16 protein-coding genes and 1 pseudogene are annotated in these 15,953 nt (G+C 41.2%); 3 read left to right on the top strand and 14 right to left on the bottom strand.

The window, feature by feature from the left end:
* Positions 1 to 25 precede the first annotated feature (25 nt).
* The 7 genes from NDN11_RS11385 to NDN11_RS11415 all read right to left on the bottom strand — a co-directional run bounded on the left by NDN11_RS11385 (position 26) and on the right by NDN11_RS11415 (position 5,987).
* Positions 26 to 1,249, bottom strand: coding sequence for an MFS transporter (locus tag NDN11_RS11385; protein WP_251109684.1), 1,224 nt, complete (start codon positions 1,247 to 1,249; stop codon positions 26 to 28).
* 83 nt (positions 1,250 to 1,332) lie between these two features.
* Positions 1,333 to 2,544: an NAD(P)/FAD-dependent oxidoreductase gene (locus NDN11_RS11390; RefSeq protein ID WP_251109685.1), complete on the bottom strand. Its 1,212-nt coding sequence runs from the start codon at positions 2,542 to 2,544 to the stop codon at positions 1,333 to 1,335.
* 26 nt (positions 2,545 to 2,570) lie between these two features.
* Positions 2,571 to 3,503, bottom strand: a complete 933-nt coding sequence (locus tag NDN11_RS11395) for a VOC family protein (protein WP_251109686.1) — start codon at positions 3,501 to 3,503, stop codon at positions 2,571 to 2,573.
* Between the two features lie 11 nt (positions 3,504 to 3,514).
* On the bottom strand, positions 3,515 to 4,279 hold the full coding sequence (locus NDN11_RS11400) for an SDR family oxidoreductase (RefSeq protein ID WP_251109687.1): 765 nt from the start codon (positions 4,277 to 4,279) through the stop codon (positions 3,515 to 3,517).
* Complete coding sequence (locus NDN11_RS11405; RefSeq protein WP_167249353.1) at positions 4,272 to 5,339, bottom strand: Rieske 2Fe-2S domain-containing protein; 1,068 nt, start codon at positions 5,337 to 5,339, stop codon at positions 4,272 to 4,274. The genes NDN11_RS11400 and NDN11_RS11405 overlap by 8 nt, the downstream gene beginning before the upstream one ends.
* Before the next feature lie 17 nt (positions 5,340 to 5,356).
* Positions 5,357 to 5,656: a recombinase-like helix-turn-helix domain-containing protein gene (locus NDN11_RS11410; protein WP_167249351.1), complete on the bottom strand. Its 300-nt coding sequence runs from the start codon at positions 5,654 to 5,656 to the stop codon at positions 5,357 to 5,359.
* Between the two features lie 25 nt (positions 5,657 to 5,681).
* Positions 5,682 to 5,987, bottom strand: a complete 306-nt coding sequence (locus NDN11_RS11415; protein WP_167249349.1) for a non-heme iron oxygenase ferredoxin subunit — start codon at positions 5,985 to 5,987, stop codon at positions 5,682 to 5,684.
* 266 nt (positions 5,988 to 6,253) lie between these two features.
* Between NDN11_RS11415 and NDN11_RS11420 the strand changes: the two genes are divergently transcribed.
* Positions 6,254 to 7,066: an IclR family transcriptional regulator gene (locus NDN11_RS11420; RefSeq protein ID WP_167249347.1), complete on the top strand. Its 813-nt coding sequence runs from the start codon at positions 6,254 to 6,256 to the stop codon at positions 7,064 to 7,066.
* Between the two features lie 54 nt (positions 7,067 to 7,120).
* Here the strand turns inward: NDN11_RS11420 and NDN11_RS11425 are convergent, their stop codons facing one another.
* Both NDN11_RS11425 and NDN11_RS11430 read right to left on the bottom strand, forming a co-directional pair.
* Entirely contained in the window at positions 7,121 to 7,930 is an 810-nt protein-coding gene (locus NDN11_RS11425; RefSeq protein WP_251109688.1) for an SDR family NAD(P)-dependent oxidoreductase, read from the bottom strand.
* Positions 7,931 to 8,533: 603 nt separating this feature from the next.
* The gene (locus tag NDN11_RS11430) at positions 8,534 to 8,809 is read right to left on the bottom strand and encodes a hypothetical protein (RefSeq protein ID WP_167249343.1); all 276 of its coding nucleotides are present in this window, start codon (positions 8,807 to 8,809) and stop codon (positions 8,534 to 8,536) included.
* A 358-nt stretch (positions 8,810 to 9,167) separates the two neighbouring features.
* On the opposite strand from NDN11_RS11430, the pseudogene NDN11_RS11435 reads away from it, so the two are divergent.
* Positions 9,168 to 9,440, top strand: a pseudogene (locus NDN11_RS11435) (MocR-like pyridoxine biosynthesis transcription factor PdxR); the annotation flags it as partial.
* A gap of 99 nt (positions 9,441 to 9,539) precedes the next feature.
* Here the strand turns inward: NDN11_RS11435 and NDN11_RS11440 are convergent.
* Positions 9,540 to 10,007, bottom strand: a complete 468-nt coding sequence (locus tag NDN11_RS11440) for an Lrp/AsnC family transcriptional regulator (RefSeq protein ID WP_251109689.1) — start codon at positions 10,005 to 10,007, stop codon at positions 9,540 to 9,542.
* Positions 10,008 to 10,127: 120 nt separating this feature from the next.
* On the opposite strand from NDN11_RS11440, the gene NDN11_RS11445 reads away from it, so the two are divergent.
* Entirely contained in the window at positions 10,128 to 10,988 is an 861-nt protein-coding gene (locus tag NDN11_RS11445) for an EamA family transporter (RefSeq protein WP_251109690.1), read from the top strand.
* 190 nt (positions 10,989 to 11,178) lie between these two features.
* Here the strand turns inward: NDN11_RS11445 and NDN11_RS11450 are convergent, their stop codons facing one another.
* The 4 genes from NDN11_RS11450 to bioB all read right to left on the bottom strand — a co-directional run bounded on the left by NDN11_RS11450 (position 11,179) and on the right by bioB (position 15,928).
* Positions 11,179 to 12,546, bottom strand: coding sequence for an MFS transporter (locus tag NDN11_RS11450; protein WP_251109691.1), 1,368 nt, complete (start codon positions 12,544 to 12,546; stop codon positions 11,179 to 11,181).
* 90 nt (positions 12,547 to 12,636) lie between these two features.
* Positions 12,637 to 13,923: a DcaP family trimeric outer membrane transporter gene (locus NDN11_RS11455; protein WP_251109692.1), complete on the bottom strand. Its 1,287-nt coding sequence runs from the start codon at positions 13,921 to 13,923 to the stop codon at positions 12,637 to 12,639.
* A gap of 250 nt (positions 13,924 to 14,173) precedes the next feature.
* Positions 14,174 to 14,914: a class I SAM-dependent methyltransferase gene (locus NDN11_RS11460; RefSeq protein ID WP_251109693.1), complete on the bottom strand. Its 741-nt coding sequence runs from the start codon at positions 14,912 to 14,914 to the stop codon at positions 14,174 to 14,176.
* A 21-nt stretch (positions 14,915 to 14,935) separates the two neighbouring features.
* Entirely contained in the window at positions 14,936 to 15,928 is a 993-nt protein-coding gene (gene bioB, locus NDN11_RS11465; protein WP_251109694.1) for a biotin synthase BioB, read from the bottom strand.
* Between the last annotated feature and the right edge of the window lie 25 nt (positions 15,929 to 15,953).

Consider the following 15,953-nt stretch of genomic DNA (forward strand, 5'->3'; position numbering starts at 1 on the left):
CCTAGGCTTTTGTTCAATAGTTTGATTAATAACGTTTCAATAAAGGAAGCAAGAAGAACGATCCAATCACAGCGATGGCTGCCAGGAAGGTAATTCCTAAATTAAAACTATGTGTTTGCATCACGATATAACCGATCAGAACAGGTGCAATTGCACTGGCAAAATTCCCCATCCCGTTGAAAATTCCACCCGCAGTTGCACCAACATCGGCAGTTGTTACACGGGCAAGTAAAGCGAATACTGCTGCGACACCAAAGCCCCAAGCCATTGCGCTTAAAGACATTGCCGCGATCACGAGAATCGGGTCAGTCATAATGACCATGACATACATAAAGATGCCTGCCACCAATAAGCCACTGAAGACCTGAATCGCACGGCGACCTAACTTGTCCGAAAGGAAAGCACCAATCACTTCACCAATCAGCATGGCAATGAATGGCAAGCTGGAATAAACACCGAACTCTTTCAGGTTAAAGCCCTTGTCCTGAATCAAATAAGAAGGTACCCAGCTATTTAAACCCCATAGATAGGTCATCAAGGCAATATTGAAAATACACACCAACCAAAATGCGCGGTTCTGTAGTAGTACCTTGGTGTTATGAATGTGCCCTTTGAAATTGACGCGTTTGCTGGTCGATTCCAATTCAATGGTTTTCTTAAGTTGTAAATGACGTAAACCAAATGCAATCGCAAGTAATGCAATGACTGTTAAACCTGCCATCACAAAGAATGTGGTATGCCAATCATGCTTTGCCAAGACTGCTGCGGTAATTGGAAAACCAAGGAATGCACCGATCGGGGTTCCTAATAAGAACATGGTCGAAGCTCGTGCTTGCTGGTGGTCGGTATAGGTTTGCTTCACAATGGCATAGGCCAGTGCAAACAATGGTCCCTCAGCCAGACCAAGCAAAACGCGCAAGATCAACATGCCTGTATAGTTGGTGGTAAAACCCATACAAAACATGAGCAAACCCCATGATGCGACGCTCCAAAACAGCATTTTCTTCGGGTTAAAAATATCGCCCAAGAAGCTCAAAAATACCGAAGAGAAACCATAAGCCAACAAGAAGCTGGTCATCAGCCATCCGAGTTTTGCCTTGTCTTCCGCAATTCCCATGGCACCTTGGAAGTGCGGGTCAGCAAATAACACTGCGATACTAATTTTGTCGAAGAATGCCAGAACGACACATACCATCAGGACGAAAGCAGGAACCCAATGCTTTAATCCACTTTTCTCTTCATTACTCATACTTCATTCCTTCGATTGAGTCATGAACCGGATCTAGGGTCTGTTGACATTTCATAGATACTTGAGACAACAGACCCTAAGGTTTATGGTTTTAATTTCATTACATTAAATTCAGGGTCTGCTAATAGTTTTGGGTCTAACTCGGTATTGGACTGCATCCAACGCTTTGCCAGCTTGACCAGTTTTGAATCATTAATAGCAATCATGTTGAGTAAACGGTTTTGATCATCTAAGTACAAATAACTGCATTGATCATCTGCGCTTTTACGAACCACGATCTGCTCGGTTTTTTCAGCTTGATAGGTGCCTAATATCTGAATATTAAAGTGATACTGATCTGACCATAACCAAGGAATATCGGTATATTCGGTTTCAATACCTAACATCGATTTTGCTGCGGCGATCGCCTGATTCTGTGCATTGGCCCATGACTGGATGCAATAGCCAAGCCCGGGATGAATTGCAACATCACCTGCGGCATAAATATCCTGATCAGAAGTTTGACCAAAACCATTCACCACAATGCCATCCTTGACGTCCAAGCCCGCATTAACACCAAGCTCTTTGGCAATATCAGCACCAGCCCCAACCACGACACAGTCAAATAACTCACTCACATTGGGGTGATTGACCACTTCAACTTTTTGCTGACCCGCTTCAATCAAATGCAGATTCTTACTGTCCAAATGAATTTGGGTACCCTGCTGCTCATGCATGCTTTTTAGAAAAGCAGATACGTCAGGACTGACGCTACGTGCACATAGGCGATCACCATATTCAAAAACATGAACCTCTTTGCCTTGTTTACGTGCCGTCGCCGCAATTTCCAAACCAATCCAACCACCACCAATCACTGCTAACTTTTGCGAATGCTGTAAGATTTCCGCTAAACGCTCACAGTCCTGAACATTACGTAAAGTCACCACATTGGGAATAAACTGCCACGTATTCACAGGAACACGGGCGCGGCTACCTGTTGCGATCAACAATTTGTCATACGGTAAAACCTGACCACCTTCCAAAACTACCTGCTTCTGCTGGCGATCAACCTGAGTAGCAACTGCTGGCTTGTACCATTGGATATTAAAATCCTGCACCTGCTCTGGAGAAAACAGATGTAGGCTTTCATAAGTGGCTTCTTTTGAAAGCACTTGTTTTGACAAGGGTGGGCGTTCGTAAAACACACGATCTTCATTGGAGATCACATGAATTTCACCTAAATATCCATTTTGGCGCAAAGTACTGACTGCCCAACCCGCTGCTTGTCCTGCACCAACAATTACGATTCTGTCCATAGCTTATTCTCCCTGCTGATCTGTACTTATGCAGGTTTGACTTGACGACGAGTATGATCATCTAAACCACCTTCAATCGCCCATTCTGTAAAGAGTTCCAGACGATGTTCTTCGATGCGTGGCTGCCATTCTTCGGTGAGATAATCATCATTGGTGTAATACTCAAACGCACCACCGAGCGGTGAATTGACATACCAGAAGTAAGCTGAAGAAATCGGATGACGCCCTGGACCAATAAAGGTTGACCAATCAGAACGGTTCATATGCAATCCACCACCAATCACCTCATGGATATCACGCACCACGAATGCCACGTGATTGAGCCCAGCAGGTTTATTGGGTACTGAAAGCAAGAACAGGTCATGATGAAAGCCTTTACCACGACAGCGTAAGAATGCTCCACGATTGCGATAAGCATCAGATAAGAAGAAACCCAGTTTTTCGATATAGAACTGTTCCGTCTTTGCTAAATCTGGGGTAAAAAACACCACATGACCAATCGCAACAGGTTGTCCTTTTTCATATACAGGACTTGCTGCATTGACTCGTTGCACATTGCCGTATTGATTAATGCCTTCGGTTTGCAAAGCCGGCAGCTCTTGCGTAAAACTCTTTTGAAAACGGATGGTCATACCATTCGGATCTATGCACTGCACCATATCCGTAGTGGCTTGATAACCCTCTACATCATTCAGACGGAGTGCTAAATTTTCCAAATCTTGTGCCGCATCATCTAGCCCCCAAGTCACTTCACGTAGCGTTGAACCTGACTCGATTGCTTTAGGTAAGCGAACATCATCGCAATCAAATAAATAGATCTTGCTGCCATTTTGTGTCTGGTAAAGATCAGTCCCTTCAATATCCGACTGGCTTTGCTTGAGACCAAAATCTGCCAAGAACTTATTCGAAGCAGCTCTGTCTTCAACACCAAACTTTAAAATCTCAATCCCTGTAATCATGAGATCACTCCTTAATTAAAGACAAAACCACCATTTACTGGGATATTTTGTCCTGTCACAAACGAGGACAAATCCGACAATAAATAAAGGGCTGTTCCGTTCAAATCCTGTGGTAATTGCTGACGTTGAATCGCACGACCATTCACATATAAATCATGGCGTTCTTGTGGCACATAAGCAGTTGCTTCAACCAAAGTTAATCCTGGTGACAACGTGTTAATACAGATATTGAATGGCCCAAGTTCCCTTGCCATCGAACGCGTCATTGCAGTCAACGCGCCTTTGCTTGCCACATAGGCGATAAGATTCGGTGCACCCCATAAGGCGGTATCTGAAGCGACGTTGATGATCTTGCCTGTATGCGACTCCTTGAGATAAGGTACACATGCCTTGGTCACCAACCACGTGCCTTTCACATTAATGTTCATGACGCGATCCCACAGCTCCTCGTCATAATCCATCATGCTTTTACCACCCACATTGGTTGCAAGTGCAGCACAATTCACTAACCCATCGATCCCACCTAAATGCTCAGCAGCCTGTTGAACCGCCTGTTCAATTGAGTTCGCATTTGCAAGGTCAATGGTTACTGCATCAACTTTTAAGCCTTGTGCCTGTAAGGTAGTTGCCTCTTTTTGCACCAAATCAGACAAAATATCAGCCATCACCACATGCGCACCTGATTCTGCAATAGCCTGAGCAAAGTCTCGTCCCAAGCCTCTTGCCGCACCTGTGACAAGGACTTTTTTACCCTGCAACAATGCGACATTAACCATGAACTTCTTCCTGCATTTCAATACGGTTTGAGCTATTGAGTGCTGCAATTTTCTTTAACTGTTTTTCCGCTTCTTTTTTCATTAAGCGGCGTAAACGAGATAGACCGACATCATGCTGATAGAGGAATTCGTGTTGACGTGCGTTTGGTGCAAGATGTTCTAAAATAATCCGATCTTGCTCCAACACATCCCAGTGCAATTTTTCTAAATGGTTACGGTAAAGGAAACGCCAAACATTACGTTGCCAGCCACTAACTTTACGACAGCGCCAGAAGAACACACGGGTATTTTTCTCATCAATTGGCGTTGCATAACCAACAATCCAGAACTCGCCACCTGGGCCAAAATCCTTACGATACGGAATCGAAAGACGTAGCCAGCTTGCACCTGTATTGGCATATTCAACCCAGTCAAAATTGACACCGACTTGACCTTCTTTTTCAAAAATAAAGCCATTTGAAGTTGAACGGTGTTTCATTTCCGCAGTACGATCACCCTCTGCCATTGAGTGTGATGTGCAATGCAAATAACTACCGTGCATCGGGTCCATCACATTATCGATTGCGTACTGATGATTTACTTTCCAGTCCGCCTGACATAAAAATGAGCTCCACTCTTCACTTGCCAATTGTTCTGGAAAGTCAAGAGGTTTAGGTGTTTCATTGGCATCAATGCCAAACCACATAAAAATCGCACCATGTTGCTCAATCACTGGATAACTTTTTACACATGAGCTGCCTTTCATTGGACAATCATGTACCGCAGGCACATCTTCCACCACGCCATCATGACGGACTTCGACACCGTGATACCAGCAAGCCACACGATTGCCCAGATTCCAACCTAAAGAAAGACGTGCGCCACGATGCGGGCAGCGATCTTCTAAAGCATGCACCTGACCTTCCGCATCACGCCAAACCACGATATTTTCACCTAAACGGGTAATACCGACTGGATTCGCCGCGACTTCCCAGCTTGCTAACACTGGATGCCACTGATCACGTAAACCTAAATCTAAATATTCTTCTACACTCGGTGCCACTGATACTGCTGCGTTCATCACTATTCTTCCTTGAATTAATAACCTAAACGTTGCATTTCTTCTGAAAAAGTTTCAGAAGTCCAAAGCTCACCAGATTCACAACGGAAGCCTTGTTGATTTAAAGACTGCACTAAATCACCAAGTTCTGTTACACCTGCTGCAAAGGCTTTAATTAAGTACTGAACAAAATCTTGCTCATAGACCGTTGGCGCTTTATACCGTGTCTGCCAAACCAGAAGCTCAGCTTGACCTGGTATCTGAATATTGTTAATCCCTGCTTCAGTCGCTGGCGTGGCATGAATCCAGTTCGCTAGCTTCTTATTAAATGTTTCCATGAGATTCCATCCTTATAAATAAGACTTATAGTTGAATTTGAACGTCCTGCCCTTCAACACGTACTGGATAGGTACATAGGTCACGACATCCTGGTCCACTTTTCAACTCACCTGTTTGAATATCAAAAATGGCCTCATGTAACGGACATTCCACGGTTTGATCTTCAATAAAGCCTTCTGTTAATAAGGCAAAGGCATGTGGGCAAACATTCTCGATGGCAAAGTAATTATCATCGATGAAAAATACGCCAATTTTCTTACCATCGACTTCTATGGCTTTCGGCTCGTCTTCGGTAACGTCGTCTTGCTGACAAACTGAGATCCAACTCATCCTTGCATCCTCATTTGTTTTATATATAAAACAATATTTGATATAACAAACTTTAATAAAGAATACTCCTATGCTGTTTTTTATGTCAAACACTATATTTTGTTTAAATTCATATATTTGATATTTATTACACATTCTTTTACGTTTTACTTGGGAAATTTTGTTTTATATATAAAACTATCTTTTCATTATGCTTTACAGTTAGAATAGAATCCTAAGAAAATTAAATTTTTATGATTTGCGTTTTTTGTAGGAAAATTAAACTGATGAATTCAAGCATTGAAACAGACTCTCAAGAATCTGAACTCACAAAAAATGATGATCGCTATTTAGTCCCTGGCTTAGTGCGTGGCTTGGCAATTTTGCAAGCCTTTAATCAACAAACCCAAGAAATGACCATTACCGAGATTGCCGAAGTTCTCGATGTCAACCGGTCTAGTGCATTTCGACTTATCTATACTTTGGAGTCTTGTGGTTTTCTACGTAAAGCTTCACAAAAGACCTATGCACTCGATTCAAAAGTGATGGAACTTGGCTTTAATAGTTTGTCGAAACAGTCCTTATTAGATTTAGCCACACCATTGATGAAAGAACTGCGTGATCAAACCCAACTGGCGGTGCATTTATCCATCTTGGAAGGCACGTATATTGTCTTTATCAACAACATTCAATCGAATGGCACATTTACCAGCAATATTGGTTTAGGCACACGTTGGCCTGCACACGCCACCGTGATTGGACAAATGATGTTGGCCGATCTCAGCGAAACTGAAATTCGTGACCGTTATAAAAACTTTAATCAATGGGATACATTCTCAGAACTTACACCTAAAAACCTCAAGGAGCTGTTACAACGCCTCAGTTTTGTCAAAACACAACGCTCTATGGTCAGTTGGGGGCATTACAATCATGATATGGCGGCATGTGCTGCACCAATTTTTAAACAATCTACTCATAAAATGGCAGCTGTGTTATCTGTGAGTTGTCCTTTAGGCAGTTATGATGAACATTATTTTAGAAATGAAATTGCAGATACAGTGATTCAAAGTGCAGATAAGATTTCTCAATTTATCTATTAAGGGATAACAAAAAAGCAGCTTTTGCTGCTTTTTTAGATTTTCAGACTTCAATCATCAGGCTTGATCTGTCTTTAATTTATTTTTTAAACGTTTATCCATCGCATCAAACAAAGGACGTGACAAATTCATCATCCATGTGGGTACGGTATTCAATACAGCATTGGCAACCAAACCTGTTTTACTGCTGACACGATAGGATTTTTCTTGAATCGCTTTTACAATCCAACCTGCAGCAGCAGGTGTATCCAACATTTTCATGTGTTTGTAGATTGCGGTCTTGGATGACATTGGTGTTCTGACCATTGGAAAATACACAATACTGACGTCAATGCCTTTGCCTTTGAGTTCCATGGATAATGAACGGGAAAAGGACTCGAGTGCAGATTTACTGGCCAGATAAGCCGAGAACAACGGAATTGGCACTTGAGTAGACATGGTCGAGATATTGACAATATGCCCTGCACCATTGGCTAAGAAATGTGGCAATAAACCCAGCGTCAAATTCACTGCTGCAAAATAATTAATCTGCATGGTACGCGTATAGTCATGCAGACGATCAATCGATTCAAGAATCGGACGGCGAATGGAACGGGCTGCATTATTGACTAAAACATCCACTCGCTTATGATCTGATAAAATCTGAGTGATACAGCTTTGCGCTTGATCTAGCTGGGTCAAATCAGCTGGATAAATAGAAACTCGCCCACCTTGTGCCTGAATGCTACTTTGAATGCGTTGCAGCTCATCTAGCCGACGTGCAATGAGGCAAACTATAGCACCTGCTTGCGCCAGTTGTATGGCAGCTTGTTCTCCGATCCCACTTGAAGCACCTGTAATAATGATGGTTTTATCCTTTAAATCCATTGTTTTCTTCCTAAAATATTCTGTTTTGATCATCTAACCATTTTTAGACAACACAGTGGCTTAGTACCTTTTTTACGATTTTTTGAATAGCCAAATGACCTTGAATGCCCCTATTTGGCAGGCTTCAATCTGAACTTGATTCATAACTGTTGTAATAATCAGCCCACATTTTACTAGCATATGGAACTGTATGAATGTTATTTCTGTAAGCTTGGCTATTGAGCATTACAGTCAAAGGTGTACGGTAAATGTCTACGAGTATCAATTTTTCTGAGTGAAGCCTTCCTCAATAGTAACAGTGAGTAAGATTTTGAGAATTTTATATGCGACACCCTCTATCAAATAGATTTTATTTTTCTATTGAATATAGCTTAAACGAAAAAACTTAAATATTAATTAAATTAAAGATCATAATTTTCCAACTATGATTACAACCACTTTAAAGTGCACCATTACTTATTAAGATAAATATTATTAGTTTTTATTTTTATAAAATAATGAATTAATCTCAAAACAAATATAGACCACCAACAATATTTTTTATTTTAATTTTTATAAATTTTCACAATTACAACCCAACCAAAACTCCATTACATTAAACAATTAGCACTCACAAACCCCAAACATATTATACACAAAATACACTGGCGCATCTTCCGGATAAACATCAGTATCTTTAACTGTAAATAAAAGACCATTACTTAGTATCATCAGGACATCATCATTTCGGCTTACAACTGAACCCTTATATATTATTTCAGTTACTTTACCCATATTATCAGCTTCCTTTTGTATAAAGAAAACTTTCCGACCTAATTTAATATTGCTTGGAACAATTCGCTTATACAAACCACATTTCTTGCAAACCCACTTCTTCACTATCAACTCTCAAAACAAAAGAGTTATTATATTAAAAACTCAACCAACTGAGTGAACACAAAAAACCTAATAAATTAACAATATAGTCTTTATTCATATATCAAAAACGCTCCAAACTCCAAACCAAAATTAAGATGTGAACACACAAAGACAATCCATCAAATATAAAAATATCATATAGATTAAAATTTAATTATAAAAAATTAGTAGACATAATCAGGCCTAAATAAAAACCTCATAAACTATAATAATATCCCACCCATAACATCCTCAAGAATTTCAATAAAAACAATGTAAGTACTAAATTAAAAAAGCATCCGCACTATTTACTCCATTTTGCCGTTATATCCGAGATCTGTTTTTATATGAGTTTAATCATGATACTGGGCTGCATCTGGTGCTTAAATTAGCTGATCATGCCAATAGTGTTGCAATCTCTGCACTCGCACTTTCTCGCAGGGATCAATGTTCACCCATTGTCACAATATTATTCAGGTGTCGATACCCCCATTCAATCGGGTATATTGCTAGGATTTGCCTGTGTTCAAGAACAGGACATGACTTTTGCTTTTAGTATTTTAGGTCAATGCTCGATTGAAAATGATGTTTAGCTTTTCCCCAGAGCCGTTGATTGCAGTAGAACAGCACTTGGTTTAGAAGGTCTAGGCAACACCCCTTGTATGGATTCACACCTCAACCAAGTGAAACTGAATCAGCAGTTCAATCCGAATTAAAAACAAAGATCTAAACTGACTTTGACCCGATCTAAAACAATTAAAGTCCGATAGGTTTTTACATCCTGATTATCTGCAAAATGCTTTCTTACTGAAGCTTCAAAGTGAGATAAGTTATTGGAGATCATAATCATGATAAAAGACACACCACCATTGACGAAATAGCATTGCTGGATTTCTTCAACTGCCGCAAAGTATTGCTTTGCTCGATCCATTACGATTGAGCGATCTTCACTTAAACGGACCTCAATAATTGATGTCACTTTTTCCCCAAAACGCTTTGGATTCAGTACCGCACAATTTTTTTCAATGATCGACTCCTGTTCCATTCGAACAATACGCCGTTGTACCGATGCCTGAGACAATCCAATTTGTTCAGAAATCTGACGATGTGAGGTCTTATTGTCCTGCTGCAATATTCTTAAAATTGCATAGTCAAAATGATCGAGTGAAATTTCTGCCATGAATTAATTCCTCATCTTTCTTCGATAATAGAGTGAATTACTCATCCACTTCAATCAATAAGCACTATTTAATCATCATTCTAGAACTAAAATCTCATGATCAATCCATTGGTCACCAACATGATTCATTCTGTACACAATAAGCAAGAATTTGCCTTAGCCGCAGCATGCCTATCGCTTGCCTCGGTACAAATTGGGGCAGCGATTGCCAAAACTCTATTTCCGATCTTTGGTGCCGAAGGGGTTGCATTGATTCGTTTAAGTTTCTCAGCCTTATTGTTATGGATGATTTTCAAACCTTGGCGCAACGTCAACAGCCAGATGGATTGGAAAAATCTGATCATTTATGGACTGATTCTGAGTTTAATGAATCTTTTGATCTATAAGGCTTTTTCCCATTTATCGATTGGTATTGCTATTTCAATTGAAGTCTTGGGTCCACTCACCGTTGCCATTTTGATGTCAAAGCAGAGGCAGGATTTACTATGGGGTGCTTTGTCGTTTGTGGGGCTAATGCTGTTACCGCTAGGCAATGCCAATCAGAATTTTAGTTATATCGGCATGTTTTATGCGCTTGCCGCAGCATTCTGTTGGGGCATGTATATCATTTACGGTACGAAAGTCGCAAAAGGCGGCAGCAATACAGTGGCAATTGGCATGTTGGTCGCAACTTTATTTGCGCTGCCCTTTGGCATTTCTGATCTGAATCAGCTATTTCATTCTTATTGGATTTTACTGCTCTGTGTTTTAGTGTCGCTACTTTCCAGTACCATTCCATTCTTGTTAGATATTTTTGCAATGAAAAAACTAGAACCCAAAGTGTTTGGAATTTTACTAAGTGCCTCTCCTGCCGTCAGTGCCCTTGCAGGTTGGCTGATCTTGAATGAGCATCTTAATCCTTATCAAATTCTGGGTATTGCCATCATTATGCTCTCGTGTGCAGGTTGCTCCTATTTCTCTTATAAAAACAATAAGGACTAACCGTCAAAGCATAGCTCTTATCATGATATTGGATAAGTTTAGATGGAGCATTACTGCTCGATTACTTTTCTTGTTTCGGGTGACGATCAGTCCACAAAGCATCACCGTGAAGGTTGTACTCGAAGATAAAGTGGTTTCAAAGTCGATGAACTAGGCCCATCGACTTTGTTTTATAATTAATGATGTATTGCTATGCTTCGCCTGTTTCAGCGATATCTGTTGCTGGATTGACCGTACTCCTACTGCCACTATCCGACTCATGCCGTTTCAGCACCAACACCGCAAAAATCGCAATAATCGCTGGGATGGCAATCATGACAAAGTTCAACTTATGCGGTAAGCCTAAGGTCAGTAGCATCCCTGTTAAAATCGGTCCAACGATGGCACCAATTCTTCCAACCGCAGACGCACAACCAATGCCTGTCGAGCGCACACTCAATGGATAGTATTGCGCCACATAACTATAAAGTAAGATAGATGTACCAATGGTTGCAGCCCCTGCAATCGTCACCAAACCATATAAAATATAGGCTGGGGAGTTATAGCCTAGCCCGACCAAGGCAAATACCCCTGCTACAAACATAGTTAAAATCACAGGCTTTAAGTGGAATTTATCTGAAAGTATGCCACCAAAAATTGCCCCAATCATGGCCCCAACATTCAGTGCCAGCAAGAATAAAATACTTTTACCCAATGAATAGCCTGCTGCCAGCATCAATTTTGGCAACCAACTACTCAATGCATAGACCATCAACAAACACATAAAGAATAATAGCCAGAACATCAAGGTACTTAATGCACGACCGTGTTGAAATAAGGCTTTGGCAGAACTGCCTGTATCCAGATGATCCTCATTCAAGCATAAACGCGTCTCACTGCTGAATACCTGTTCTGGTGCAATTTTCTGAATAATGGCATGGGCTTGCTCGGTCTTGCCGCTTTTCACCAAAAAGGTCAATGACTCAGGTAAGAACTTCCATAAAATCGGTAGCAACAACAATGGAATACCGGCAATCAAGAACATGATTTGCCAACCTTGGCTTTCGACTAAATAACTGCCCAACAATGCCGAAATAATTCCACCAATGGCATAGCCACTAAACATACTGCCAACTAAAGTGCTGCGTATCCGTTTCGGTGCATATTCAGAGGTCAAAGCTACCAGATTCGGCATCACCCCACCAATGCCTAAACCCGCTAAAAACCGTAAAATACCAAACTCAAAAGGCGTCGATGCAAAAGCGCCCCAGAAAGTAAAACCGCTAAAAAAAGTCACGCAGATCAAGATCACTTTTTTGCGACCAATTTTATCTGCCAAAGCCCCGAATAGCATGGCACCAAACATCATGCCACATAAGGCAGTACTGGCCAGCATACCTGCCTGCACCGCAGTGAGTGACCACTCCTGCATCAATACAGGTAAAACCACACCATAAATAACTAGGTCATAACCGTCAAAAATAATAATCAGTAAGCACCAAAGCAAAATGCTCCAGTGAAAAGGGGTAAATTTTGCTTGGTCAATAATTGCATTGACATTCAACGTCGATGTTGCCATTTAATCATCTCCTCTATGAGATAAATTCTTGTTCATTTTTAAAACGACATACTGCACCCTAAAGAAAAAACAGATTATTCAAGGTCTTGATTAAAAATCGTAACTCGCCATCATATTGAAGCGGTTATCAATCCCGTTACGTCCATCAAAGGTTTCGCGCTCGCCATAGACATATTCCACCCCCAAGGTAATTGGTTTATACGGGTTGTACATGGCATTGATCCAGCCCTGCCAAAGCTCCTTGTTTTGAGTCGCATTATTTTTTTGAATTTCAGCGAAAGTATTTTCATCCTTGGCTTTCATATAACCATAACCCAAGGTGGAACGAAGCTTCGAATTAAACTGATGGGTCAAGCCTGCGGAAATGGTATCGAACTCATTGCTCTGAATATGATTTTTATCATCAATTACATAGCTATTATTGGTCCAAAGCAGGAAGCGACCATCACCTTTGACATGGTAATAGTCAGCTTTTAAGAAGGTTTGTGGCGTTAACTGATATTTACCACCGAATCCTACACCCCATGCCCATTCTTCGTCATTGCTGGTCTTTTTCTCGGCCATAAAAGTACGACCTGATAACAGTGAACCATTGGCAAATTTATGGTTCAATCTCCCAACTAAAGCAGGCAAACGCATTTCATTATCAGGGTCAGAGGTTGCGGTATATTTAGGGTCTTCAATCGCGACAGCAAAACTGGTGTTGGCTGATAAATTATCGCTATATCGAACCAGCGGAGAGCGTTGTAATGCACCACCCACATAGGTTCCAGCATCAATGGTTTCTGGATAATATTCAGGCGCAATAAAAGTGGACCAAGTCTGACCAATCAACCATTTATCAAAGGTTAAATAGGCATGACGAATACGGAATTGATCGCGTGTACTGCCACCAAAGAAATCCATTTCTAGCTTGCCGCCAACATCGCCTGCTGCCGTCGGTGTTTTAAAATTCAAACCTAAACGGGTGACGTTGACGGTTGAATGCAAGCGGTCTTTTTGCTGAGCTTCCTCGGCAGTATGTTCTAGTGGTACGCCACTGATATTGTTATACATGGTCGATGCACCTTTGGCCTGATACGAGGCATCAGCACGGATATAACCATATAAATTCACTTCAGCCCCACCTTTGCTGATGTTCAATTTTGGGGCTTGTGTTTCAGTTACTTGTGGCGAAGCAGCAACCGCGACTTGAGCCGTCGATTGAGAAGAAACAGGTTGCTTTACATATTGTTGCAGCATGGCGCGCAATTCTTGTACTTCTTGTCTAAGCTGTGCAATTTCAGCACTCTCAGTTCCCGAATAAGCAGAGGACATAGCCGTTAAAACTGCCGCAGCCAGCATGCTTTTTTGTACCGTTAAAATAAGCTTTTTCATTAGAATCAATTTCCTTTTCGACTGATCTTAAAACCCGTTTTAAGATCATTCTTTGTTTGTGTTGTTCCTTTGTCGTACCGATGTACCACATCACATTTTTTATTCTAAAAACTTCAAAGCATTGATTTATTTACTTTTCACCTCCTATTTAAATCACTAGCCACTATTTTTAAAGACAGCAGAAGCTAGCAGCGGCAATTTCAACCACTGTTAAAGACTTCCGTTAAAAGCTAAAAATTAAGTTGCAGTTTTAATGTTGAATTCCTTGTTGAGTGAAAACTGCCTTACCAGAATGTTCCGAGGTCAAGATATCCTCTTGTTTTTTCTGAGCAATCAGTCCTTGATAAGTTAAAACTTGGCTAAAGCAACGCGCCTGTTCAAAACCTGTGCACTGAAGTAGTTGCTGATAAGCGTCAAAAGAGAGCGTGAAAAAATCTTGCTCTAAACGTTCCATCATGGCTTGGCTCTGCTCGACACTCAGGCCATTGTTCTGACACAGCAGTGGCAAAGCTTTGAATTGTTGAGGAGCTTCACAGGCCATCAGGTCGTAGGTCATGAGCAATCCATCCACTTTTAATCGCTGCGATATTTCAGCAAAGAAACTCGGTTTAAGCGCATGCGGCACAAAATGCGCAACTAAAATTGACAAGGCCGCATCAAATTTTGGCTGTGTAGGTAATGCTGCTGTTTCGCCATGAACAAATTGCACCCGCTCGGACTGACCCAGTCCCTGAATCAAGGCTTGTGCTTTCTGCAACATACTCAAAGAAGGATCAACAGCCGTAAAGCACCAAGTTGGATGTCTGTTCAGTAGATATTCAAGCTCATAGCCTGTGCCACAACCGACAATTAAAATCTCTGCGTCTGCACTTAAAGCTGACTGTAAAATCGCATCGACTTGTTGATGCATCAGCTCATAACCTGGAATCAGACGACGAATATGATCGTCATAGCGTTCCACCACTTTTTGACTGTTAAAATCTTTCGCCATTTGATCCTCTACTTTTAAGTCTTAAACAGTCAGCATTGCATCAACAGATAACTGCTTTATAGAAGGTTTACTCGCTTCAATACTCAAACCCAATTTTTGAAATAAAGCGTGATCACGATTTTCGCCCGCATTGGCAGTGGTCAACAGTTTTTCACCCGAAAAAATAGAATTGGCACCTGCCATAAATGCTAGAGCTTGATCTGAATCGGTTAATGCTTCACGGCCTGCGGAGAGTCGAATATAACTTTTGGGCATAATTAATCGTGCCACAGCAATAGTCCGAATCCACTCAACAACATCCAGTTTTTCGACTTGAGCCAACGGTGTTCCTTCAATCGGTACCAGCATATTGATCGGTACAGACTCAGGATGTAGTGGCAACGTCGCTAACTCGTGTAAAAGACCAATCCGATCCTCGCGACTTTCACCTAAACCGACAATCCCACCACTACAGACTTTCAAGCCTGCCTGACGAACATGGTCTAAGGTATCCAGTCGATCATCAAAGGTTCGGGTACTAATAATGTGGGAATAATATTCCCGCGAGGTATCCAGATTATGGTTGTAATAATCCAGACCAGCATCTTTTAAACGCTCAGCCTGAGAAGCATTCAGCATGCCCAAAGTCATACAAGTTTCCAGTCCTAAAGCTTTAACCTCACGTACCATGTCCAGTACATAAGGCATATCGCGTTCATGTGGATTGCGCCATGCGGCACCCATACAAAAACGAGATGCACCTGAGGCTTTAGACTTTTGTGCCTCTTGAATGACTTTCTCGACGGCAATGCGTTTTTCTGCTTCCAGTTTTGAATCATAACGTGCCGATTGCGAACAATACTTACAATCTTCTGGGCATTTCCCAGTCTTAATAGAGAGCAAAGTACTAACCTGAATCGTATTCGCAGCAAAATACTGTCGGTGTAACTGTTGTGCCTGAAACAGCAAATCTAATAAAGGCTGCTCATATAAAGCCTGTATTTCTGCACGTGACCAATCATTTCTAATCTTCATTTATTGATCCTGACATCCTATATTT

It is taken from the genome of Acinetobacter sp. C26M, from assembly GCF_023702675.1.
Classification (GTDB): domain Bacteria; phylum Pseudomonadota; class Gammaproteobacteria; order Pseudomonadales; family Moraxellaceae; genus Acinetobacter.

Coding starts and splice junctions, on each gene's coding strand:
- NDN11_RS11425 (WP_251109688.1), bottom strand. CDS start 7,930: ATGGATTTAAAGGATAAAACCATCATTATTACAGGTGCTTCAAGTGGG.
- NDN11_RS11395 (WP_251109686.1), bottom strand. CDS start 3,503: ATGATTACAGGGATTGAGATTTTAAAGTTTGGTGTTGAAGACAGAGCT.
- NDN11_RS11440 (WP_251109689.1), bottom strand. CDS start 10,007: ATGGCAGAAATTTCACTCGATCATTTTGACTATGCAATTTTAAGAATA.
- NDN11_RS11445 (WP_251109690.1), top strand. CDS start 10,128: ATGATTCATTCTGTACACAATAAGCAAGAATTTGCCTTAGCCGCAGCA.
- NDN11_RS11460 (WP_251109693.1), bottom strand. CDS start 14,914: ATGGCGAAAGATTTTAACAGTCAAAAAGTGGTGGAACGCTATGACGAT.
- NDN11_RS11390 (WP_251109685.1), bottom strand. CDS start 2,544: ATGGACAGAATCGTAATTGTTGGTGCAGGACAAGCAGCGGGTTGGGCA.
- NDN11_RS11420 (WP_167249347.1), top strand. CDS start 6,254: ATGAATTCAAGCATTGAAACAGACTCTCAAGAATCTGAACTCACAAAA.
- NDN11_RS11410 (WP_167249351.1), bottom strand. CDS start 5,656: ATGGAAACATTTAATAAGAAGCTAGCGAACTGGATTCATGCCACGCCA.
- NDN11_RS11385 (WP_251109684.1), bottom strand. CDS start 1,249: ATGAGTAATGAAGAGAAAAGTGGATTAAAGCATTGGGTTCCTGCTTTC.
- NDN11_RS11400 (WP_251109687.1), bottom strand. CDS start 4,279: ATGGTTAATGTCGCATTGTTGCAGGGTAAAAAAGTCCTTGTCACAGGT.
- bioB (WP_251109694.1), bottom strand. CDS start 15,928: ATGAAGATTAGAAATGATTGGTCACGTGCAGAAATACAGGCTTTATAT.
- NDN11_RS11455 (WP_251109692.1), bottom strand. CDS start 13,923: ATGAAAAAGCTTATTTTAACGGTACAAAAAAGCATGCTGGCTGCGGCA.
- NDN11_RS11405 (WP_167249353.1), bottom strand. CDS start 5,339: ATGAACGCAGCAGTATCAGTGGCACCGAGTGTAGAAGAATATTTAGAT.
- NDN11_RS11450 (WP_251109691.1), bottom strand. CDS start 12,546: ATGGCAACATCGACGTTGAATGTCAATGCAATTATTGACCAAGCAAAA.
- NDN11_RS11415 (WP_167249349.1), bottom strand. CDS start 5,987: ATGAGTTGGATCTCAGTTTGTCAGCAAGACGACGTTACCGAAGACGAG.